This is a genomic window from Nocardiopsis sp. NPDC057823, from assembly GCF_042797335.1.
Lineage (GTDB): Bacteria > Actinomycetota > Actinomycetes > Streptosporangiales > Streptosporangiaceae > Nocardiopsis > Nocardiopsis changdeensis.
The window spans coordinates 124,307-145,650 of sequence record NZ_JBHVLR010000015.1; the positions used below are offsets into that span (position 1 = coordinate 124,307).

Consider the following 21,344-nt stretch of genomic DNA (forward strand, 5'->3'; position numbering starts at 1 on the left):
AGGCCCCCGGTCGGGTGACCGGGGGCCTGGGCGGTGGTTCTAGTGGGCGGCGAACAGGCCGGCGCGCAGCTCGCCCGCGATGTCGTTGTCGCCCCGCCGGGTGAGCAGCTCCACCAGGGACTGCGGATCGGTCGGGGCCCGCTCGTCGCTGTCGGTGATCCGGCGGGAGAGGATCTTGAGCGCCTCCTCGGTGGAGGACGGCGCCGTGTAGCCGCTCAGGTGCAGCGCCCGCGCGGTCGGCGAGTAGTTGCTCAGGTCGGTCGCCGGCAGTTTGCGCGCGTCCAGCCGGTCGCCCGACACGGTGATGAAGACGCGGTCGCCGGGCTGGGCGGCCTGGCGGCGCAGCAGCGGCCGCAGCGAGTCGAACGCGGGCTGGTCGCGCCAGACCAGGACCAGCAGGTCCGCGCCGGGCGCGGTGAGGCACAGGAGCCGTCCCGGCTGCAGGCCCAGGTGGGTGGCGTACCCGGCGGGCACCGCCACCGGGGCGCCGTTGAGGTGGTCGGCGGTGATGTCGATGCGGTGCCACCACCGGCCGTCGGGCGCCCGGAAGCAGCGGGCCGCCATGGCCGGGCCGCCCGGGACCGGCCGCGCCGGGGCGACGGGCGGTGCCATCGGGGCCGGGGCGGGCGGCGGCTGCTCCGGCGGCGCCGGCATCCGCAGGCCCGCGGGGGCCGCGAACGGGGCGGGCGCGGGGCGTACGGGCTCCGGCGCCGGGCCGTCGGGGCGGCGGCGGATCGGCAGCCCGTTCTCCGTGGTGGCCCCCGAGTCGTCCGCGGTGTGCCCGGGCTGGCCGCCGGGAGTCTCCATCGGCACCGACGGGTCCACGAGCACGCGCCCGTCCTGCAGGCTCACACCGGGGGTGCTGAGCAGCCAGGCGCGCAGCTCCTGCTGGCGGATGCCGATCCGGCCCAGCCGGATGCCCGCCTCGGTCAGGCCCGGCCCGTCGGCCAGCAGCTCGCGGGTCTGCCAGCGCAGCCGGCCCGGGTCGTCGGCGATGAGCCAGCCGTTGTGCATGCGCCGGTCGGTGAACAGGGTGATGACCACCCGCCACAGCGGCGTGCTCAGGGTGGGCACCTCCACCGGGTGGTCGGGGTGGGCGTTGATCAGCCGGTCGATCGTGGTGGCCGTGCCCAGCTGCTCCGACAGGTCCCGCAGGTGCTTGGTGATGGGTGCGCCCTCGGGCGAGTTCAGCCAGCGCAGCAGCCGCTCCTCGACCTTGCGCTGGGCGGCGCGGATGTCGGTGACGTCCACGGCGATCTGCTCCGACAGCACCCGGATGCTGATGGGGTCGGTGGCGAACAGGCGCTCGGCGGCCACCGTCCGCTCCAGGTCGGGCCAAGAGCGGAACATCTCCTCGACCATGTCCACCAGGGGGTGCTCGCCCAGGGCCGGGGCGGCCGGGCGCTCCTCCTGCTCGGGGCGGTGCTTGGGCGGCCCGAAGCTGGGTCTGCGCAGGGTCCGCCCGGGACCCAGCAGCGAACTGCGGAACTGCGAGCGCAGATCGCCCACGCCGTTCCCGGCCGAGACCTCGGCCTCCAGCGCCGCCCCCGGGATCATCGCGGCGGAGCTCACCATGGCCATCGGCACCGGTTCGTGCCCGCCGACGGCGACCGGCAGGGGGACCTCCTGGTGCTCCTCGTCGCGCTGGGCGCGCAGCGCCCGCAGCGTGCGGATGGCCCGGGTGGCCGGGGTCTGCGGCGGAGTCGGGTCGCCTCCGGCGCCCCCGGAGGCCGAGGCCTGGTCGGAGCCGGTGGCGGTGGTCAAGTAGTCCAGGGCGCTGCGCACGTGCTCGGGCGCGGTGTCGGGCAGCCAGTGCGCGATGGTGCGCACCGCCTCCAGCATCAGCGCGGGCGAGGGGGCGGGGCCGCCGGGCAGGTCGCCGCAGGGCTGCAGGGCCCGCCAGGCCACGGTGCTCACCACGTCCATCACGCGGCAGTCGCCCAGGGGCCAGGAGCCGATCTCCTGGGGAGGGCTGGAGATGAGGTGGTCCCAGTCGCCGGCCGTCGACAGCACGACGCTGCGCACCGGCTCGGCGAGGTCCTCGCAGTGCACTTCCTGGGAGCGCAGGTTCGGCAGGAACTCGGCCAGGGGCACGTGCGCCCACTGCTCCACGGCCAGGCGCGCGATCCCGTGCGCCAGCCAGGGCGGACCGGCGATCTCCAGGACCCTGGCGACCGGCAGCGAGTGCCACCAGCCGTCGATCAACCGGTCATGGTGGAGTAGTGGAGCCACGTCCGGCGACCTCGACCACCGCAGCGCGGGTGCGAGGTCGACGAGGCAGATCGGAGAGACGGCGTTCATCCGCTGGGGACCTCGACCTCCTGGTGTCTGCACGTGAATTGGGGAGGAACCGCACGGGCCTTCGGTTCGATGCACCACAGTACGCGCCCTTCACCCGCTGGGGGGACCCGTCCGGAGGACGGGCGGGGATGCCAGGGGTGGGCACGGCGGCCGGGGGACAGGGGTGCCGTGAGTACTTCTCGGAGATCGTACGTCCCTTGACGCCACATGGGTACCCCCAGGCCGTCCCGGTCCGGGCGGAGGGCGCCCCGGCGGCGGGCCGACCGTCTCCCCGGTACGGGAACGGCGGTACATGCGGCTGCAAGAATATGTGATCCACCTCATAAAGGACATTCGGCTCTTCCGCCGGTGTGCGGCCGTTGTTGTTCACGGAGCCTTCACGCCTGCTCCCCGTTCCCGCAACGGGGGAGGACTACCGGAGACGGAGGATGCAGGCGCGCCCCACCAGCGCGTTCGGTGACCGGCACGCCTTCGTCGGTCCCGGGTATGCTGGATGGGCACTGTCCTCGCCCGAACGACCTTCGAGCCGGGTGGCCGCCCCGCGGCCGCAGGGGTCGACGGTGTTTCGGAGACGGGGGGCGACCCACCGCGACCCGTACCAGGATTCCGTACCCGCGCACCCTACGGCGCCCAGTCGGCGTGGGACGGTCGAGCCGGATGATTGGTTGACGTGACAGACCTTGAGATGAATCCCCCCGTGACCGCTCCCGCGCGCAGACCGGAGCCCATCCGGTCCTATGTGGCGATCGGTGACAGCATCACCGAGGGGATGGAGGACGACAGCGGTCCCGGCGGCCAGTACCGCGGTTTCGCGGACCGGCTCGCCGAGCACCTGGGCCAGGTGACCGCGGACTTCCGCTACGCCAACCTGGGTGTGCGCGGCCGCCGTATGAAGCACATCTTCGGCGAGCAGCTCGACCGGACCCTGGAGTGGAAGCCCGACCTGGTCACCGTGCTGGCGGGCGGCAACGACGTGCTGCGCCCGGGCACCCACCTGGACGACCTGGCCGAGGAGTTCGAGCGGGGCATCCGCCGCCTGCGCGACGCGGGCATCCGCACCGTGATCCTGTCCGGTCACGACACCGGGTGGATCCCCGTGCTGCGCTACTACCGCGGCCGCATCGCCGTGTTCAGCATGCACATGCGCGCGATCGCCGAGCGCACCGGGACCGAGATCGTCGACATGTGGGCGCTCAACGCCCTCACCGACCCCCGGGCCTGGAGCGAGGACCGGCTCCACCTCAACGGCACCGGCCACCAGATCGTCGCGGCCCGCATCGCCGACCTGCTGGGCTTCCCGATGGGGCCGCGCGAGTCGTGGACCGACCCCTGGACCACCCCGCCCCGGCAGCTGCCCGCCATCCTGCGCCGCCGGGAGAACCGCCGCTGGGCCCGCCAGTACCTGGTGCCGTGGCTGCGCCGCCGGGCCATGGGCCGCTCCTCGGGCGACGGCCTGCTGCCCAAGCGCCCCGAGCTGGACTACCTCAACGACGAGGCGTCCCGCGAGCGCATCGCCCGCGCCATCGCCGAGGGCCGCTCCCCGCTGCCCCAGGTGGAGGAGGCCTCCGAGCAGCCGACCAACAGCCCCTCCGGCGTCAAGGGCCCCGAGCCCCTGCGCTGAACCCGGCCGTACACGCCCCGCCCCGGACCCCGGCGCGGGGCGCCGCCGTCCCCGGGCCCGTCCGCGCCCCTGCCCCCGTCTTCGGGCGGACCGGCGGGGTTCCGGAGGCCCGGAGGAGACGGTCGGGAGGAAGGGCCGCGGCCGCGGGCCGTCCGTCGAGGACACCGACGCGGGACCGAAGGGCCCTGCCTCTGAAGGGCGCCGGGTGAGGCGGCGGTGCTTCGGACACCGGGCCCGCGGGTCCGAAGGGAGACGGCCTAGCTGCGGGAGAGGGACTGGATGAGGTCGCTGATGTGGACCACGCCCAGGCACTGCCCGTAGGTGTTGACCACCACGAGGTCGTCGTAGACGCGTTCGGTGTCCTGGCCGGCGACGCGCAGCGCGGCGATCGCCGACATCCACGCCGGGACCGTGCGCGGCGACTCCGCCAGCCGGATCGCGGGGCGCTTGGCGTGCAGGGCGTGCCCGTAGCGCCCGGTCACCGACAGCAGGAACCGGGTCCGGTCGATCACGCCCACCGGCCGCTCCCGGTGGTCGATGAGGATCGCGCTGTTGAGGGCCTTGTCGTCGGTGAAGGCCTCAAGGATCTGCTCGGCCGTGGTGTCGGCGTCGAACCCCACCGGCGGGACCATGAACTCGGTGACCCGCGGGCCCTCGTCCCCCGCCCGCTCCTGCCCGGCGGTCGGCTCCGGCACCGGGGTCACCCGCTCCCCGGGCCGCCAGGCGGCGTCGGCGAAGAACGGGCCGGTGCCCACCTTCACGCCGCAGCGGCGCAGCCGCACCACGTCCTCGGCGGTGTCCACCCCCGCGGCCATGGCGTACACCCCGCTGCCGCGGCCGATCCGGGCCAGGCCCTCCACCACGGTGGCGTGCCGCTGGTCGGCCGCCACACCCGAGACCACGCCCGGGTCGATCCGCATCAGGAACGGCGCCGCCTCGACGACCAGGTCCGGGCGCACCATCGCGGTGCCGAAACCGCACCGGAAGCCCGCGCTGCGCAGCCGCGCCACCCCCGAAACGACGATCTTGCGGGGCAGGTCGGCCAGCTCGGCCCCGAGCATGAACGTGATGTCGCGGGGCCGCCGCCCGGCCCGGCGCAGCAGGCTGTCCACCAGGTCGACGAACCCGTTGCGGGCCATCAGGGTCCGCGCGGGCAGCGGCAGCACCAGCGGGAGCAGGCTCTCGGTCCCGGCGGACTCGCGCACCAGGGACAGCAGCCACTCCGCGATGGCCTCCATCTCCTCCGGAGGCATCTCCAACGGGCCGGCCCCGGTTCCGGCGGGGGCGGGGGAGATGATCTCGACGGCCACGATGGCGCCCGAGTCCAGGTCGACGATCGGCTGGAAGCCGAACGGCGTCCGGTCCGGACGGGGAGCCGGTCCGGCCGTCCGGGGAGCTGTCACCGTGGGGGCCCGGTGCGAGTGCGCTGTGGTCACCTCTCCATGGTGACGATACGCCCTGCGTACCTGAAGGCGTTTTCGCGGCTGTTCAGCTCACCTTCACGGGCCGTTGGTCGGGTCCTCCCCCGACAAGGAGAAGGGCCCCGCCGGCAGGCGGGGCCCCGTGCGTCCGCGGACGCGGTGTCACCGGGTCAGGCCCGGCGGAACACCAGCGCGACGTTGTGGCCGCCGAACCCGAAGGACTCGTTGATCGCGGCGACATCGCCGGAGGGCATGTCCCGGGGCTTGTCGCGGACGATGTCCACCGCCACCTCCGGGTCCAGCTCCTGGATGTTGATGGTCGGCGGGATGCGCCCGTCGTGCAGCGCCAGGATCGTGGCGATCGACTCCACCGCGCCCGCGCCGCCCAGCAGGTGGCCGGTCATGGACTTGGTGGAGGTCACCGCGACCCGGTCGGCGGCCGCACCCAGCGCGGCGCGGATGGCGCGGGTCTCGCCCACGTCGCCCGCCGGGGTGGAGGTGGCGTGCGCGTTGACGTGCACGATGTCCTCGGGCGCCAGGTCGGCGTCGGCCAGCGCCTGGGTGATGGCGCGGGACTGGCCGGCGCCCTCCGGGTCGGGCTGGACGATGTCGTAGGCGTCGTTGGTGTAGCCGACACCGGAGGCGTGCGCGTACACGCGGGCGCCGCGCTTGGCGGCGTGCTCGGCCGACTCCAGGATGACGATGCCCGCGCCCTCGCCCATGACGAAGCCGTCGCGGTCCTTGTCCCAGGGGCGCGACGCCGTCTGCGGGTCGTCGTTGCGGGTGGACAGGGCGCGCATCGACGCGAACGAGGCGATGTTGAGCGGGTGGATCGCGGCCTCGGTGCCGCCCGCGATGACGATGTCGGCGCGGCCGGCGCGGATCATGTCGACACCGTTGGCGATCGCCTCGGCGCTGGAGGCGCAGGCGCTGACCGGGACGTGCGAGCCGGCGCGGGCGGTGTACTCCAGGCTGATGGCGGCGGCCGGGCTGTTGGGCATGAGCATGGGCACGGTGAACGGGGAGACCCGCCGCCAGCCCTTCTCACGGAAGGTGTCGTACTGCTCCAGGATGGTCAGGATGCCGCCGATGCCGCTGGAGACCACCACGCCCAGGCGCAGCGGGTCCACCTCCGGGGAGCCGGCGTCGGCCCAGGCCTCGCCGGCGGCGATGAGCGCGAACTGCTGTGTGCGGTCCAGCCGGCGCAGCCGGGGCTTGGGGAGTTTCTCCGAGGGTTCCTGCGCGATGCGCCCGGCGAAGTGCACCGGGAGGCTCTCGTGCCACTCCTCGGGCAGCGTGCTGATGCCGGAACGGCCGTCGAGGAGCGCGGACCATGTGGTCGCGACGTCCCCCCCGAGCGGGGTGGTGGCGCCGAGGCCGGTGACGACGACATCGGTCTTTGCCATGATCCGATCGCCCTTCGTGGGTCGGTCCCGGCTGCGGGGCCGGGCGTGGCGGATGACTGGGGTGGTCCGGCGGAGTGGGCCGGTCGGGTCGCCGGGCCGGATCATCGGTCCCCGGCGACCCGGACGATCACTTCTGGATGAAGGTGACGACGTCCTGGACCGTCTTGAGGTCCTTGAGCTGCTCGTCGGGGATCTCCACGCCGAACTTGTCCTGGGCGGCGACGGCGATCTCCACCATGGACAGCGAGTCGATGTCGAGGTCGTCCACGAAGCTCTTCTCCGGGGTGACCTCGGAGGGGTCGGTGCCGACGATCTCCTCGATGATCTCGCCGAGGCCTTCCAGGATCTCCTGCTCGCTGAAAGTCTTCTGCTCGCTGGAAGCCATGTTCTTCTCCTTGCGTGTGTTCTGTGAACGGGGATGCGGTCCGGATCTTCGGCCGCGTGCCTCAGGGGATGCGGATCACCTGTGCGGCATAGACCAGCCCCGCGCCGAAGCCCAGGGTGAGGACGGTGCTCCCCGACGGGAGCTCCCCGCGTCCGATCATGCGCGACAGCGCGAGCGGGACGGACGCGGAGGAGGTGTTGCCAGCGGTGACGATATCGCGGGCCACGAGTGCCTGGGGCGCGCCCAGCTTCTTGGCGATCGACTCGACGATCCGCAGGTTGGCCTGGTGCGGGACGAAGGCGGTGAGCTCCTCGGGGGCCACCCCGGCGCGCTCCAGCGCCTCCAGCGCGGTCTTGTAGAGCTCGGTGGTGGTCCAGCGGAAGACCGCCTGGCCCTCCTGCCAGAGGTACTTGTGTTCGCGCAGGTGGATCTTGTCGGCGCGCTCGCCGGAGGAGCCCCACACCACCGGGCCGATGGCGTTGTCCTCCGAGGCGGAGACCACGGCCGCGCCGGCGCCGTCGGCGAAGATCACACAGGTGGAGCGGTCCTCCCAGTCCACCCAGTCGGAGAGCTTCTCCGACCCGATGACCAGGACGTTGCGGGAGCTGCCGCCGCGCACCATGTCGGCGGCCACGCCCAGGGCGTAGCAGAACCCGGCGCAGGCGGCGTTGAGGTCGAACGCGCCGGGGGCGACGATGCCCAGCCGGGCGGCGACGGTCGCCGCGGTGTTGGGGATCTGGTCCTGCGGGGTGCAGGTGGCCACGATCACCAGGTCGATGTCCTCCGGGGACAGCCCGCCGGCGGCCAGGGCCTTGCCGCCCGCGGCCACGGCCATGCTCGCCACGGTGTCCTCGGGCCCGGCGATGCGCCGCTCCTTGATGCCGACGCGGCTCTGGATCCACTCGTCGCTGGTGTCGACCCGTTTCTCCAGGTCGGCGTTGGTGACCACCTGGGCCGGCTGGTACTCGCCGAAGGAGCGGATGGCCGCGCCGCCGGGGATGCTCGGGGTGGGGAACATGGGTCAGCCTTCCTGGTCGGTGCCCGCGGCGGAGGTCCCCGCGTGCTCCTTGATGAGGACGCCCGCGCGCTCGATGTCCTCGGGCGTCTTCACCGCGAGGAGGTCGACGCCGCGCAGGGCGCGCTTGGCCAGACCGGTGAGCGTGCCCGCGGGGGTCAGCTCGATGAGGGCGGTGACGCCCAGATCCGCCAGGGTCCGCGTGCAGGCGTCCCAGCGCACGGGGGAGGAGATCTGGGTGACCAGCCGGTCCAGGTACTCCTTGCCGCCCTCGACCACCGCGCCGTCGGCGTTGGACAGGATCGGCACCACCGGGTCGGAGGGCGACAGCAGGCCCGCGGCCGCGCGCACCCGCTCCACGGCCGGGGCCATGTGCTCGGTGTGGAAGGCGCCCGCCACCGACAGGGGGCGCAGCCGCGCCTTCTCCGGCGGGTTCTCGGCGAAGGCCGCCAGCTGCGCGGTGGTGCCCGCGGCGACGATCTGGCCCGAGCCGTTGTCGTTGGCCGGGGTGAGCCCCGCGGCGGCGATGGCCGCCAGCACCTGCTCGCGGTCACCGCCCAGGACGGCGGTCATACCGGTCTCGGTGCGGGCGGCGGCGTCGGCCATGCCGCGGCCGCGCTCGGCGACCAGGGACAGGGCGTCCTTGGGGGAGAGCACACCGGCCACCGCGGCGGCGGTGAACTCGCCGACGCTGTGGCCGGCGACGGCGTCCACCAGGGAGGCCTCCGCCGGCAGGGCGGGGGAGGGCGAGGTCAGCGGGCTCAGGACCGCCGACGCCGCGACCAGGCCCGCGGCGACCAGCAGCGGCTGGGCGACGGCCGTGTCGCGGATCTCGTCGGCGTCCGCGGTGGTGCCGTAGCGCACCAGGTCGAGCCCGACGACCTCCGACCACGCGGAGAGCTGGTCGGCGACGCCGGGCAGCTCGAGCCACGGGGAGAGGAATCCGGGAACCTGGGCACCTTGGCCGGGAGCAACGATTACAAGCACGACATCCACCTTGCCCTGTAGGAGATCACCGGTTGGAGGGGGAGGCACACGAAGTTCCCTCGGGGGTGCTTGTGGGAACCCCACAAACCCGTGTTCGACGTGTGTCCACAAGCCCGCAGGCCGGTGAGAGGGGTCACCCTCCGACCGTACATCCCCGCAGCCCGGGGGCTCTCCCGCCGCGGTCCGGAGGGCTTCAGCCCCGGAGCGCCGGGGTGGACCGCAGCCCCCGGGGGCGGGGGATGCGAACCTAGAGGGGTGAACACCGATGAGAACGCCGGGACCGACGAGCAGGAGCGCGTCCGCGCCGAAACGGTCCGCCGCCTGGAGCGCTCCATGGGCGCCCTGGGCACCGCCGCCGTCGCCCGCATGGAGGAACGCCTCGGCTGGTTCCGCCGGATGTCGGCCCAGGACCGGTCCTGGGTGGGCCTGGTCGCCCAGTCCGGCGTGGCGGCGTTCGTCGACTGGTTCCGCAACCCCAGGCGCGGGCGCCCCGCCATCACCGTCGAGGTCTTCGGCACCGCTCCGCGGGAGCTGACCCGGTCGGTGTCCCTGCAGCAGACCGTCGACATGATCCGCGTCGTCATCGACGTCGTCGAGGGCCAGGTCGACGAGCTGGCCGCGCCCGGCGGCGCCCAGCAGCTGCGCGAGGCCGTGCTGCGCTACACGCGCGAGGTGGCGTTCAGCTCCGCCAAGGTCTACGCCCGCGCCGCCGAGGCCCGCGGGGCGTGGGACGCCCGGCTGGAGGCGCTCATCGTCGACGCCCTGCTGCACGGCGACCGGGAGGACGGGCTCCAGACCTGGGGGTCGGCGCTGGGCTGGTCGCTCACGCCGGTGATCACGGTGGCCGGGGAGATCGCCGAGGGCGACGACGCGACCAAGGTCCTGGACGACCTGCGCGCCGCCGCGCGCCGCCTGGGGCACGACGTCCTGGCCGGCACGCAGGGCCGCCGCGTGGTCGTGGTGGTGGGCGTGGGGGAGCGCTACCCGGCCGAGGACCTGCCCGGCGCCGCCGCCGAGCCGCTGACCGGGCTGTTCGGCCCGGGGCCGGTGGTGGTCGGCCCGGTCGTACCCGACCTGCGCTCGGCCGGGGCGTCGGCGCGGGCCGCCGTCAGCGGGCTGCGGGCCGCGGTGGCCTGGCCGGACGCGCCGCGCCCGGTGTCGGCCGCCGACCTGCTGCCCGAACGGGCGTTCCAGGGGGACGCCGAGGCGCGCGCCCAGCTGGTCCGGGAGGTGTACCTGCCGCTGGCCGGGGCCGGGTCACCGCTGCTGGACACCCTGTCGGTGTACCTGGAGCACGCGTCGTCGCTGGAGGCCACGGCCCGCATGCTGTTCGTCCACCCCAACACGGTGCGCTACAGGCTCAGCCGGATCGCCGAGCTGACCGGGCACACGCCCTCCGACGGGCGGGGCTCGTTCGTGCTGCGGGTCGCCGTCGCGCTGGGACGACTCTCCGAGGCCGCCGACGGTTGACATGGGATGTGTCATTCATCCCTGATCGGCCGCGACCCTGTCCTCCGGGGAACCCGGGACGTAACCTGATCGTTAGTCCGCCATGCGTGCGCCCTTATCCGAGTTTCACCTGCGCCGGGTATGTCTATTACTGCCCGTGTGCGCCCGGGGACCGCATGAAAAGGGATAGCTTTGTAACGGTGAAGCGCGAGGTCCTCCCGGTCTGAGGGCACTCCCGGGCGGGGACCCGCGCACACCGTCGGGTCACGACGTTCTTGGGGGGTCAACGCTGTGGTCGAACGGCCGAGGAAGTGGTCCTGGACCGACAATCCTGTGACCGAGTTCGTGCTCCAACCGACGCAGGAGGGCGAGCTGCGCAGACGGGTGCTCTTCTGGCTGCCCGCACCGCTCCTCGCGGTCGGCCTGGTCGCCCTGTTCGTGGGCGGCTCGTTCTCGGCCGCGGGGTGGACGATCCTGCTGGCGACGAGTGTGGGCGTGGGCACGCTGCTGATGTCCCTCATCGTCCAGCCCACGCCGCTGCCCGAGGGCCTGGCCCCGCCGGTGTCCGCCCGCCGGGCGCTGCACCGGTTCCGCCAGTTCACCGGGCTGCGCATCGCGCTGGCCCTGTCCACGACGGCGATCGGCGCCGCCGCGGCGCTGGTGGGCGGCGGGCTGTACCCGCTGCTGGCCGCCCTGGCCCTGGCGCTGCCGCAGATGCTGCTGGCGATGCCCACCTTCTTCACCATCACCCGTGCCCGCCGCGCCATGGAGGCGTGGGGCACCACCGCCTACCTGTGGCACGCGCTCTCGCGTCCGGCCAAGGTCACCTGGCCGATCGCCACCCCGGCGTACAGGGCCTGGCGCTCCCGCCGGGCCGAGCGCTCCCGCGAGTCCATGCGGCAGAAGCTCGCCGAGCGGGCCTGGCGCAAGGCCGTCCGCGAGGAGACCGAGAACGCCGAGGAGCCGGAGGTGCGGGCCGCCAACGAGCGCACCGACCTGCTGCGCCCGGTGGTCCCGCCGACGGCCCCGCCGGCGGCCGGAGCGGACGAGCCCACCGAGGTCGTCCCGCACCTGGGCGCCGACACGGCCGGGGACGCCCCCCGGGCTACCGAGGAGGACGGCGAGGAGCCCACCGCGGCCCTGCCGCACCTGACCGAGGTCGAGCCGACCGCGGTCCTCCCGCACCTGGGCGGCGACTCCGCCGCGGAGGACGGGGAGCCCGGCGCCGGGACCGAGGACGAGGCCGAGGAGAAGCGCGGGGCCTCCGGGCCGCGCGCCACCGTCAACCGGGCCGCCCGGCAGTTCATCGAACGCGGCAGCGGGGCCCTGGGCCTGGCCGTCCGCAAGACCCGCCGCGGCCACTCCGCCACCCGGCCCCACCCGCACAAGCCCTGACCCGTTCCGGAGCCGCCGCCCCGACCCCGCGGCCCGCTCCGGATCACGGCCCCGTCCCGCCTCCCGCCGCCCCGCCCCGCGGCAGCACCCCCGGCGCGGGCCAGCGCCCCCGGACCAGCCGCCACAGCCGGTTGCCGCTGTCGGCGGCGGGCAGCTCCGACCAGGGGCCGCGCGGACGCAGGACCACCACCTGCCGCACCGCCCGCAGCAGGGAGTACAGGCGCAGCCGGTCGGTCAGCCGCGGGTGCGCGAACAGCTCCGGGTAGTGCAGGGCCAGCCCCTCCAGGAGTTCGGGCCGCCCCGGTTCCCCGGCGAGCGCCGCGGTGTCGGCCCGCTCCACCGGGGCCCGCAGCTCCAGGTCGGGCGGGCCAGCCCGGACCCGCTCCCAGCCCAGCAGCGTCGGCGCCCCCTCGTGCCACCACAGGTCGGCGGGGCGGGCGCAGCCGTGCACCGGGCCGTGCGCGGCAGGATCGTCCACCACCGGGGCCGCGTCGGCCAGGGTGGTGACCATGTCCCGTGCGGCCGCCAGCACGCCCCTGTCGACACCCGGCAGTTCCAGTGCGTGGTCCACCAGGGCCAGGCCCCGCTCCACCGGCAGCGGGACGGTGTCCGCGCCGACGGGCGGCGCCGGGCCGCCGGGGGAGGGCTCCGGGCGGGCGGCGAGCACCGCGGCGACCTCGGCCGGGGGCGACCAGGTGTGCAGGGCGCGCAGGGCGGCGGCGTACCCCCGCACCGCGGAGCGCCGTCGGGCCGCGTCCAGGGACGGCCAGGCCTCGTGCAGCGGGCGGCCCGGCGGCCGCCGCGTCACCGAGTAGGCCAGCGGCGGGCCGCCGTCCGCCGCGCGGCCGTGGCCCAGCGGTTCCGGGTGGGGCACCTCCGCCGGCAGGTGCCGCAGGACCAGCGCCTCCCGGTCGACCCGGTCGAGGCCGCCGCCCCATGCCACCCGCAGGACGACCGGGCCGAGGAACAGGTCGTCGAACGCCCACACGTCCTGGGAGCCGCCGCCCAGCCGCCGCGGCGGGGCGTGGAAGGCGAAGCGCAGTCCGCCGGCCTCGGCGGCGCGCGCGAGCCGGTCGATCCGGTCGGTCCATTCGGGGGAGGGCGGGGGCACAGGGGGCCTCTCGTGGTCGGGGGCCCCGGTGCCGGGGGCCGGGCCGGGGCGCGCCGCGGGTCGTCCCCGGGTCACACGTCCACGGTGGAGTGCACCTCGGGCAGGGCGTCGGGCCCGCCCTGGACCACGTGGTACCAGCGGGCCCGCGCGGTGCGCCCCTCGAAGGACACCTCGCCGATGGTGTTGCCGAAGTAGAGCCCCGAGGAAAGCCGCCAGCGCAGCGGTGAGGACGGCACCCGCGCCAGCCACGTCATGATCCGCCCCGCCAGGTGCACGGGCGCGCTCGCCGACAACCGGGCCATCCGGCGGAAGTTCGACGGCAGCCGGTTGCACAGCGGGGAGGACACCAGCTGGAGGATCCTCGACCCGCCCTCCCCCACGTCCCGGTGCCGGGCCGGCGCGGTGTAGGAGAAGTGGACGTCGCCGCTGAGCAGCAGCACCGACGCCGGGGCCGGACCGCGCTCGCCGCGCGCCACCCGGCCCACGGTGTCCGCCAGCCGCTCGAACGAGTACCGGAAGGCCCCCCAGTGTTCGAGGTCCAGGGCCTGGCGCAGCCGCTCGGCGGGTCCGCGCAGCCACCCGCCCCAGGCGCCCGCGCACACCGCCTCGTTCCAGGACTCCAGATGGTGCACCGCCGGGGGCAGCAGCACCGGGACCGTGGAGGCCACCACCACGTGGTCGGGCCCGCCGGTCAGGTGCTCGTCCAGCCAGGCGTGCCCCGAGGCCCCCAGGATGGACCGGGAGCCGTCCGACGGGTCGCCCTCGCCCAGGGCCCGGCCGCACCGGGTGTCCAGCATCAGCACCCGCACCCCGCCGATGTCGTGGCGGTGGCTCCACCGGTAGGACTCCGGCTCCTCGTACGCCCGCAGCGCGAACGCGTCCACCTCCTCCCCGGCGTCGACCCGGGCGGCGCGCACCCGCGCCCACAGCGGGTCCTTGTCCCTCTCCGCGGGGGAGAGGTTGCCCAGGTGCTGGTAGACCCAGTAGGCGCCCAGCCCCGACGTGATCCGGGTGCGCCACCAGGGGCGGCCGTCCATCGTGCGCCGCCAGGCCGCCGAGGTGTTCCAGTCGTCGCGGATGTCGTGGTCGTCGAACACCATCAGGGCCGGCACCGTCGACAGCAGCCACCGCACCTGCGGGTCGCTCCACGCCTGCCGGTACAGCTCGGCGTACTCGTCGAAGTGGACGACCTCGTCCTCGGGGCCGTCGCCGCCCTCCCCCCGGCGCCCGCGCAGGAACGCGCGCATCGGCTCCTGGACCTCGTCGGCGTACACCTGGTCGCCGATGAGCAGCATCACCAGGTTGCCCTCCACCGGCTCCGCGGCCAGCCGCCGGGCCGTCGCCCGCAGCAGGTCCGGCCCGTAGCGGACCACCCCCTCGGGGGTGTCGCCGGTGGGCGTGCGGCACGAGCCGTACAGCAGCCGGGTCGGGGCGTCCGGGTCGAGGGTGCGCAGCGTGCTCGGCGGGAACGCCGACCCCGGCTCCGGCCACACCCGCTCCTCGCCCAGGAAGACCTCGTAGGGCGTCGCGGAGCCCGGTTCCAGGCCCGTGACCTCGCACACCGCGAAGTGGTGGCCGTGCACGGTGAACGTGTCCGCGACCGCCGTGACCCCGCCGTCCGCCACCACCCGGACCCGGCCGGGCGCGGACGTCTGCACCCACACGGTCGCGGTGGTCGTGCCGACATGCCGCAGCACGGGTCCCAGCGGTAAAGAGGCGGTCACCGTTCTCCCTCGTTTCGGGCGGGTTGGCACACGTAGTGGACGAGTATGGCCCCTCCCGGACCGTATCGCCATCCACAGGCCGAAAACGGGATGGTTGCACGACGGCCCCGCCTGCGCGAAGGTGGCGCTATGCGGACACAGATCCTGGAGTTGCACACCGGCGGATCGGAGAGCATCACCGACATCACCCGCCAGTGCGACGAGTTCGTCGCCGACCACGGAGGCGACGGCCTGCTCAACGTCTTCGTGCCGCACTCCACCGCGGGTGTGGCGATCATCGAACTCGGAGCGGGCTCCGACGACGACCTCCTGGCCAACCTCGACGACCTGCTCCCCGCCGACGACCGGTGGCGGCACGAGCACGGGACGCGGGGACACGGCAGGTCGCACGTGATGCCGGCCTATATCGCACCGCAGACCACCGTTCCGGTGTTCTCGGGCCGCCTCGGACTGGGAACATGGCAGTCCATCGCGGTGGTCGACCTCAACGTGGACAACCCCGACCGCACGGTCCGGCTGTCCTTCCTCTCCTCCGGGTGAGCCGAGGGGCCGGCCGTCGGCGGGAACACGTTGACGGACGGGCCCGCTAGCGTGTGAACTAGGCCATCAGCGATGGTCGCGGCACACGTGACGGGCGGGGGAAAGGCCCGGCATCGTTGTGACAACTGCTTCGTGCAGGCAAGATTGAGAAAAACCATCTGTGGAGGAGAACTTTCGTGAGCGCGACCGCGGGCCAGGCACAGAGCGAGCGTGGCTTGGCTGACCGACTCGGATTCAAGCCGGGTCAGGTGGTGCAGGAATTCGGCTTCGACGACGACGTCGACGAGGGCCTGCGCGCATCCATCGCCGAGCTCACCGGTGAGGAGCTGGTCGACGAGGATTACGACGGAGACGTCGATGCGGCGCTGCTGTGGTGGCGGTCCGACGAGGAGGGCGACCTGACCGACGTCCTCGTGGACGTGGTGACCACCATCGCGGACGGCGGCACGATCCTGGTCCTGACCCCCAAGGCGGGCCGTGAGCTGCACGTGTCCCCCAACGACGTCGCCGAGGCGGCCACCACCTCCGGTCTGTCCCAGACCAGCGCGGTGAGCGTCGGAGCGGACTGGTCGGGAACGCGCCTGGTCGTGCCCAAGCGGTGACGGACATCACCCGTACGGGGTGACGCATCCGGTGCCGCGCGTCCCGACCACGGGCGCGCGGCGCTGACGGACGCCCGCACACGACCGAACGAACGAGTAGATGACGGACATCGTTCCGGGGGCCGCCGCCCCCGACTTCACCCTCCAGGACCAGTACGGACGGGACACCGCGCTCTCCGCGCTGCGCGGTCGGCCGGTCCTGGCGGTGTTCTACCCGCTGGCGTTCTCCGGCGTGTGCTCCGGCGAGCTCGCCGAGCTGAGCGCCCGCCACGCCGAACTCGCCGAACTGGGCACGGTACTGGCCATCTCGGTGGACTCGGTCTTCGCCCTGCGGACCTGGTCGGACCGGGAGGCGTTCCCGTTCGCGCTGCTGTCGGACTTCTGGCCGCACGGGGCCGTCGCCGACGCCTACGGCGTCCTCGACCACGGCCGGGGGACCGCCCGCCGCGGCACCTTCCTCATCGACGCCGCGGGCGTCGTCCGCTGGAGCACGCTCGTCCCGGTCTCCGAGCCCCGCGACACGGACGCCTACCTCGAACAGATGCGCGCCCTGGCCTGAACCGGGGCGCCGAAAACGGCGCGCGGGCCGCCGTCCCGAAGCGGTATGATCGCCTGCGACGCAAGGGCGCGTAGCTCAGCTGGTCAGAGCAATTGCCTTACAAGCAATAGGTCAGGGGTTCGAGTCCCTTCGCGCCCACTCCACTCTCACACGACCCTGCTCGGGGGCCTTCGGCCGCCTCGCAGGGTCGTTCCGTCCCGCCTACCGGGGGGAGACCCCCCGAACCCCCCGAGGCACCCCCCTGCGGCCGGGGCCGCGCGGATCGGCGGGGTGGGTGGAGCGGTCCCTTACGGCGCGGGGCCGCGCCTCGTGGGTCGTGGTCGTCTGCCCGGGGCCTCCGGCCGCCTCGCAGGGTCGTCCTTCGTGTTTTTCGGGGGGAGACCCCCGAACCCCCTGAGGCATCCCCTGCGGCCGGGGCCGCGCGGATCGGCGGGGTGGGTAGCGATCCCTTACATGGGGCCTTGCCCCGGGGTCGTGGTCGGCTGCTCGGGGGCTTCGCCGCCGGGGCGGTCATGTTCCCAGCCATCCCCGCTCGCCGATCACCGACGTGCGGATCGAGTCGGCCGTGGCGACGACGAGGAGCCCCTGGCCCTCTTCGTTCGGAACCGTCATGACGACGTATCCGGCCGGGTCGACCGTGACCGTCGTGATCCCTGCCCCCGACCGGACCTCGAGGCCCGCCCGGGCCTCGCCGGTGGTGAGATCGGCGACCTGGTAGGTGTAACCGCCGCCGTCGTACGCCTCGGACACGGCGAATCCGAACTCGGAGCCCGCCGCGTACCCGGTGGCGGGGTCGAGGACGACGTTCGCGCTCCAGGCGTCCTCCGGCGCCCAGGAGGCCCGCAGCATGTCGGTCTTCGGGACGATGCCGGTCAGCGGGTCGGGTTCGGGCTCGGGTCCGGGCAGCCGGGCCTCGTGGTTCGTCGTGTCGTCCATGGTCTCGGAATACAGGAACGGATCGGGTTCGGTGGCGGCGAGGTCCTCCTCCCAGCGGCGGGCCACGTCCGGGGGCACGGGGCCGGCCGTATCGGAGCCGAGCGGTATGCCCAGGACGGTGCCGTCCCCGTCCTTCAGGACGACCAGTCGCGCCCCCGGGTCGTAGCCGTAGGAGGTGAGCGAGGCGACGCGGTCCTCGCCCAGGCCGCGGATCCGGTCGTCACGGGCGACGATGTCGCCGGTGGCGGCGTCGAGGATCACGAGCCCGTCGTCGGTGCGGACGTAGGCGTGGTCCCCGCCGACCGCGAGGGCCTGGGCCCCGACCGAGGGATGGTCGTTGGACAGCATCGTGTCCCACAGGCGCTCCCCGGTGTCGAGGTCGAACGCGGTGGCCTGCACGCTGTACCCGATCGACCGGATCCGGAAGAGGTCGAGGCTGGGGAACGTGTCGGTCTCGTACGCCACGACGGCGACCCGGCGCCCGTCGGCGGTCTGACCGGTGGCGATCGCGTTCGACGGACGTGTCAAGGCCGGACCGTGCGTCTTCTCGACGGTCGTGGCGACCACGGTGACGAACAGCAGCGGGGCCAGGACCCACACGGCGGCGACCGGCCACCGGCGGCGCCCCTTCCCGGCGCCCGCCGTGCCGGCGGATGACGGCACGGTCGTCGCCCGTTCACGATCGCTCATCGCCGAACCTCCACGTTCCGAGGAAGGGGAACCCCGTCCGGGAGGGGCGGGTCCTCGCGGGGTTCCGGCCGCAACGCACCGGATCATCATGGGCGACGGCCGCGCGGGCCCGACGGCCGGGGTGGCGGAAGACGCGGCCGGAGGCGGTCCGCACGGCCGTCCCGCCGCGGAGAGCCCCGGCGGCTAGGCTGCCGGTATGCGGATGCTGCACCTGGGGCTGCGGGTCACCGACCCGGAGCGCTCGCTCGCCTTCTACACCGCGCTCGGGTACCTGGAGGTCGGCCGGGTGCCCGAGACGGAGTTCGGCGCCCTGACCATGCTCCGGCTGCCCGACGACCCGTTCGTCAGCCTCGAACTCGTGCACGACCCCGCCCGGCCGGTCCGGGGCACCGGCTCCGTGAACCACCTCGTCGTGCAGGTGGAGGACCTGGACGCCGTCATCGCCCGCCTCGCCGCGAAGGGCGTGGCGGCCGAGCCGCCGACCGACCCGGGGCGGGGGATGCGGACCGCCTGGCTCACCGACCCCGACGGCCACCGGATCGAGCTGGTGCAGTGGCCGCCCGGCCATCCCGCCGGGATGACGGAGGCCGACTTCGCCTGAGCCGGGCGGCCCGGGGAGGGTGTCCCCGGGCCGCCCCGGGGTCAGTCGGTGACGGTCCAGGTGCCGCGGCGGTGGTTGCGGGCGCTGCCGTCGGGGTCGTAGCCCCCCTCGACGTTGCCCGCGATGTCCACCGCGAACCAGTGGACGGTGGTCGTCTCCTCCAGGGTCAGGGTCTCCAGCCCGCCGCGCACGCCCGTCAGGTTCAGCCGGGGGGAGTCGTAGTCCGGGCGGCCGCCGTCGAGCGTGTAGTAGATCTCCGCGGGTTCGTTGGTGCTGAAGGCGACCTCCACGGGCCCGGTGTGCGCGCCCGCGCGGGGGGAGGCGCTGGAGCGCGGCTTGTACCGGTCCCGCTGGTACTCGAGCGCCACCCCGAGCATGGCGTACAGGCCGTTGGCGTACTCCATGCCCTGGGCGTGGGCCTCGTCCCACGGCGGCTGGAAGCCCGCCTGGCCCAGCTCGAAGTTCCAGGCGAAGATCCCGTTCTCGTACCAGAGGTGGTCGCCGGAGTTGCCCGCCGCGGAGTACAGCACGTCGATGATCGGGCCGGTGCGGGCCGGGGTCACCACGGTGCCGCGGTGCTCCTTGATCGCGCCCAGGATGTCCGCCGACGACTCCCAGAAGTACGCCTCCTGCATCGCGGTCGGCCGGGGCGTGGGAACGCGCCCCTCGGCGATGTAGGCGCCCGGGGACCACATGAAGTAGTCGCCGGAGGAGTGGATGTTCATGGAGAAGTCGATGTTGTCGTGGGTGTCGACCAGCCACACCAGGTTCCGGTTCTCCGGCTGCGACAGCGGCCCCAGCTCCCGTGGCCCGGCGAAGCTGCCGCCGGTGCAGCTGAAGGAGGCCCCGGAGTAGCCGTCCCACAGGGTGTAGGCGCCGTAGTTGCGGTTGTTGTCCACACCCCACTGCGCGCCCTGCTCCACGGCCCACTGGTCGCGGGCCCCGTCGGTGGGGCAGTAGTTGGTCATGTTCTTGCGGTGCAGCGGCACGTCGTAGAAGGAGTAGTTCGCGCCGTCGGGGTTGAACGAGGGCATCAGGAAGATGTCCAGCTCGTCCACCAGCTCGGTGGTCGTGTCGTGGATGCCGTAGTTGCGCACCAGCCGCTCGGCGGTCTCGATGGTCACCAGCGGGGTCTGCCACTCGCGGGCGTGCTCCTGGGCGTAGCCCAGCACACCGGTCTTGGAGCCGTCCCGGGTGGCGCCGATGCGCAGCGCGTAGACCGGTGCCGGTTCGCGGGGGACGGCGTCCTCGGGAGCACTGAGGAAGTCGTCGGCCCGCACGCGTTCGGCCCGCACGGTCCCGGCACCGGCGTCGCCCCGGTAGGTGAAGGCCCGGACCAGGTCGCCGGCCCCGGCGTTGATCGCCGCCACCGCCTCCGCCGCGGTCGTGGTGACCGCGCCGCCGCCGTCGGTGGCCAGGGAGACGGTGATCTCGTCGCCGTCCACGGCGACCGACAGCGCCGAGTCGGGGGCGGCGGGGTCGACCAGGTCCACGACGAGGTCGTTGCCGCCCTCGTGCCCGTAGGCGAGCGATTCCACGATGACGCCGCGGTCGGCGTTCCGGCCGTCGGCGCCCACCCCGAGGATCGCCTGCGCGTGGCGCCGGTAGCCGTTGGTGCGGTGGGGCAGCTCGATGACCTCGGCGATGTCCGGGTACTCCTCGGCGATCTGGTGGATCCGGTCGTAGAGTTCGCCCGGGGTCATGTAGGCGTTGAGGAAGTCGGTGTAGGGCAGCGGGTCGCCGGGCCCGCGGGGGTCGGGCAGCCATTCGGTGACCTCCGCGACGGCGGTGCCGCCGTGGGGGCCGGTCACCCGGATGCGGTCCGGCCGCTCCTGCACCTGGGCCTGGCCGCGGTGGTACATGTACACCCCGACGTCGACGAACCGGCCCAGCGTCTGGGTGCCGCCGTCGCCGAACTCGGTGCCCGGCCCGGCGTCGCGTTCCACGGTCAGCCGGAAGTCCTCGGCCTGCCCGAAGTCGGAGCGCACCTCCACGGACAGGAAGGCGCCGTTGCGGCCCTCGAAGTAGTCCGCCCGCAGGACCTCCAGCCGGTCGGTGGAGGACAGCGCGCGCGGGGTGTCGGCGGGCCCGTTCTCGGCCTGCAGCCGCTCGATGGTCTCCTCCCGCTCATCGATGCGGTCCTGCGCGTCGGACTCGGTGTAGAGGACTTCGCCGAAGGTGAACCCGGCCTCCTCGTAGACCTCCGCGTCGAAGGGCCCGATCACGGTCTGGGCGACGAACCCGCCCCCGTCCGCCGGGTCCAGCCGGGCGATGTCGCCGCCCAGCTCCACGAGCCGGTCGAGGTCGTCGCGGCCGTCCAGGAGGACCTCCACCACCGACGGCCCGTCCAGTTCCGGAACCGCCGTACCGGGTGCGGCCGACGCGGGCACCGCCGTCGGCAGCAGCAGCGCGGCGGCCGCCCCTGCGGCGAGCCCGGCGCGACCCGCGCGCCTCGGCCCGCTCCATGTCCTGTGTCCCATGGTGTCCTTCTCGCTCGGCGCGGAGCGGGCGGATGGCCCGGTGCCCGCGGCAAGTGGCGCCACCGCCGGTCGGGCGGGGCGGACGGGCGAGACGGGATCGGCCGCGGGACCACGGGGACGG

The 21,344-nt window shown here is 74.0% G+C and carries 17 protein-coding genes and 1 tRNA gene; 8 read left to right on the forward strand and 10 right to left on the reverse strand.

Features of this window, described 5'->3' with window-relative positions; all coding sequences use genetic code 11:
• Positions 1 to 39: 39 nt before the first annotated feature.
• The gene (locus tag ACFVNO_RS22695) at positions 40 to 2,301 is read right to left on the reverse strand and encodes a hypothetical protein (protein WP_378895525.1); all 2,262 of its coding nucleotides are present in this window, start codon (positions 2,299 to 2,301) and stop codon (positions 40 to 42) included.
• 739 nt (positions 2,302 to 3,040) lie between these two features.
• Between ACFVNO_RS22695 and ACFVNO_RS22700 the strand changes: the two genes are divergently transcribed.
• Entirely contained in the window at positions 3,041 to 3,922 is an 882-nt protein-coding gene (locus ACFVNO_RS22700) for an SGNH/GDSL hydrolase family protein (RefSeq protein ID WP_355268668.1), read from the forward strand.
• A 257-nt stretch (positions 3,923 to 4,179) separates the two neighbouring features.
• On the opposite strand, the gene ACFVNO_RS22705 is transcribed toward ACFVNO_RS22700, so the two are convergent.
• From ACFVNO_RS22705 to ACFVNO_RS22725, 5 genes are all read right to left on the reverse strand, one after another.
• Positions 4,180 to 5,325, reverse strand: a complete 1,146-nt coding sequence (locus ACFVNO_RS22705; RefSeq protein WP_355268666.1) for an EAL domain-containing protein — start codon at positions 5,323 to 5,325, stop codon at positions 4,180 to 4,182.
• 188 nt (positions 5,326 to 5,513) lie between these two features.
• Positions 5,514 to 6,749 (reverse strand): beta-ketoacyl-ACP synthase II, encoded by a 1,236-nt coding sequence (gene fabF / locus ACFVNO_RS22710; protein WP_220560091.1) that lies wholly within the window; start codon positions 6,747 to 6,749, stop codon positions 5,514 to 5,516.
• Positions 6,750 to 6,876: 127 nt separating this feature from the next.
• On the reverse strand, positions 6,877 to 7,134 hold the full coding sequence (locus ACFVNO_RS22715; protein WP_220560092.1) for an acyl carrier protein: 258 nt from the start codon (positions 7,132 to 7,134) through the stop codon (positions 6,877 to 6,879).
• Positions 7,135 to 7,195: 61 nt separating this feature from the next.
• A complete protein-coding gene (locus ACFVNO_RS22720; protein WP_355268590.1) occupies positions 7,196 to 8,152 on the reverse strand; it encodes a beta-ketoacyl-ACP synthase III in 957 nt (318 codons plus the stop codon).
• Between the two features lie 3 nt (positions 8,153 to 8,155).
• Entirely contained in the window at positions 8,156 to 9,136 is a 981-nt protein-coding gene (locus ACFVNO_RS22725) for an ACP S-malonyltransferase (RefSeq protein ID WP_378895528.1), read from the reverse strand.
• 255 nt (positions 9,137 to 9,391) lie between these two features.
• On the opposite strand from ACFVNO_RS22725, the gene ACFVNO_RS22730 reads away from it, so the two are divergent.
• Together ACFVNO_RS22730 and ACFVNO_RS22735 are read left to right on the forward strand one after the other, a co-directional pair.
• Positions 9,392 to 10,606: a helix-turn-helix domain-containing protein gene (locus ACFVNO_RS22730; protein WP_355268584.1), complete on the forward strand. Its 1,215-nt coding sequence runs from the start codon at positions 9,392 to 9,394 to the stop codon at positions 10,604 to 10,606.
• Positions 10,607 to 10,918: 312 nt separating this feature from the next.
• Entirely contained in the window at positions 10,919 to 11,980 is a 1,062-nt protein-coding gene (locus ACFVNO_RS22735) for a hypothetical protein (RefSeq protein ID WP_355268581.1), read from the forward strand.
• Between the two features lie 43 nt (positions 11,981 to 12,023).
• Here ACFVNO_RS22735 and ACFVNO_RS22740 read toward each other — a convergent pair whose 3' ends face one another.
• Both ACFVNO_RS22740 and ACFVNO_RS22745 read right to left on the reverse strand, forming a co-directional pair.
• Positions 12,024 to 13,166: a phosphotransferase family protein gene (locus ACFVNO_RS22740; protein ID WP_378895531.1), complete on the reverse strand. Its 1,143-nt coding sequence runs from the start codon at positions 13,164 to 13,166 to the stop codon at positions 12,024 to 12,026.
• The gene (locus ACFVNO_RS22745; protein WP_378895533.1) at positions 13,163 to 14,815 is read right to left on the reverse strand and encodes an alkaline phosphatase D family protein; all 1,653 of its coding nucleotides are present in this window, start codon (positions 14,813 to 14,815) and stop codon (positions 13,163 to 13,165) included. The genes ACFVNO_RS22740 and ACFVNO_RS22745 overlap by 4 nt, the downstream gene beginning before the upstream one ends.
• 129 nt (positions 14,816 to 14,944) lie before the next feature.
• Between ACFVNO_RS22745 and ACFVNO_RS22750 the strand changes: the two genes are divergently transcribed.
• The 4 genes from ACFVNO_RS22750 to ACFVNO_RS22765 all read left to right on the forward strand — a co-directional run bounded on the left by ACFVNO_RS22750 (position 14,945) and on the right by ACFVNO_RS22765 (position 16,654).
• Positions 14,945 to 15,355, forward strand: coding sequence for a secondary thiamine-phosphate synthase enzyme YjbQ (locus ACFVNO_RS22750; RefSeq protein ID WP_220560100.1), 411 nt, complete (start codon positions 14,945 to 14,947; stop codon positions 15,353 to 15,355).
• A gap of 176 nt (positions 15,356 to 15,531) precedes the next feature.
• Complete coding sequence (locus ACFVNO_RS22755; protein WP_220560101.1) at positions 15,532 to 15,957, forward strand: DUF3052 domain-containing protein; 426 nt, start codon at positions 15,532 to 15,534, stop codon at positions 15,955 to 15,957.
• Between the two features lie 100 nt (positions 15,958 to 16,057).
• The gene (locus ACFVNO_RS22760) at positions 16,058 to 16,516 is read left to right on the forward strand and encodes a redoxin domain-containing protein (protein WP_355268571.1); all 459 of its coding nucleotides are present in this window, start codon (positions 16,058 to 16,060) and stop codon (positions 16,514 to 16,516) included.
• A gap of 64 nt (positions 16,517 to 16,580) precedes the next feature.
• A tRNA-Val gene (locus tag ACFVNO_RS22765) sits at positions 16,581 to 16,654 on the forward strand.
• A gap of 372 nt (positions 16,655 to 17,026) precedes the next feature.
• On the opposite strand, the gene ACFVNO_RS22770 is transcribed toward ACFVNO_RS22765, so the two are convergent.
• Positions 17,027 to 18,142, reverse strand: a complete 1,116-nt coding sequence (locus ACFVNO_RS22770) for a PA2928 family protein (protein ID WP_378895536.1) — start codon at positions 18,140 to 18,142, stop codon at positions 17,027 to 17,029.
• A gap of 196 nt (positions 18,143 to 18,338) precedes the next feature.
• Here ACFVNO_RS22770 and ACFVNO_RS22775 point away from each other — a divergent pair, with 196 nt between their 5' ends.
• Entirely contained in the window at positions 18,339 to 18,743 is a 405-nt protein-coding gene (locus tag ACFVNO_RS22775) for a VOC family protein (RefSeq protein WP_355268565.1), read from the forward strand.
• 41 nt (positions 18,744 to 18,784) lie between these two features.
• On the opposite strand, the gene ACFVNO_RS22780 is transcribed toward ACFVNO_RS22775, so the two are convergent.
• Positions 18,785 to 21,223: a M14 family metallopeptidase gene (locus ACFVNO_RS22780; protein ID WP_355268562.1), complete on the reverse strand. Its 2,439-nt coding sequence runs from the start codon at positions 21,221 to 21,223 to the stop codon at positions 18,785 to 18,787.
• Positions 21,224 to 21,344 lie beyond the last annotated feature (121 nt).

Excerpts from the sequence above, each read along its gene's own strand:
- ACFVNO_RS22720 (WP_355268590.1), bottom strand. The coding sequence starts at position 8,152 with ATGTTCCCCACCCCGAGCATCCCCGGCGGCGCGGCCATCCGCTCCTTC.
- ACFVNO_RS22775 (WP_355268565.1), top strand. The coding sequence starts at position 18,339 with ATGCGGATGCTGCACCTGGGGCTGCGGGTCACCGACCCGGAGCGCTCG.
- ACFVNO_RS22750 (WP_220560100.1), top strand. The coding sequence starts at position 14,945 with ATGCGGACACAGATCCTGGAGTTGCACACCGGCGGATCGGAGAGCATC.
- ACFVNO_RS22770 (WP_378895536.1), bottom strand. The coding sequence starts at position 18,142 with ATGAGCGATCGTGAACGGGCGACGACCGTGCCGTCATCCGCCGGCACG.
- ACFVNO_RS22760 (WP_355268571.1), top strand. The coding sequence starts at position 16,058 with ATGACGGACATCGTTCCGGGGGCCGCCGCCCCCGACTTCACCCTCCAG.
- ACFVNO_RS22715 (WP_220560092.1), bottom strand. The coding sequence starts at position 7,134 with ATGGCTTCCAGCGAGCAGAAGACTTTCAGCGAGCAGGAGATCCTGGAA.
- ACFVNO_RS22780 (WP_355268562.1), bottom strand. The coding sequence starts at position 21,223 with ATGGGACACAGGACATGGAGCGGGCCGAGGCGCGCGGGTCGCGCCGGG.
- ACFVNO_RS22695 (WP_378895525.1), bottom strand. The coding sequence starts at position 2,301 with ATGAACGCCGTCTCTCCGATCTGCCTCGTCGACCTCGCACCCGCGCTG.
- fabF (WP_220560091.1), bottom strand. The coding sequence starts at position 6,749 with ATGGCAAAGACCGATGTCGTCGTCACCGGCCTCGGCGCCACCACCCCG.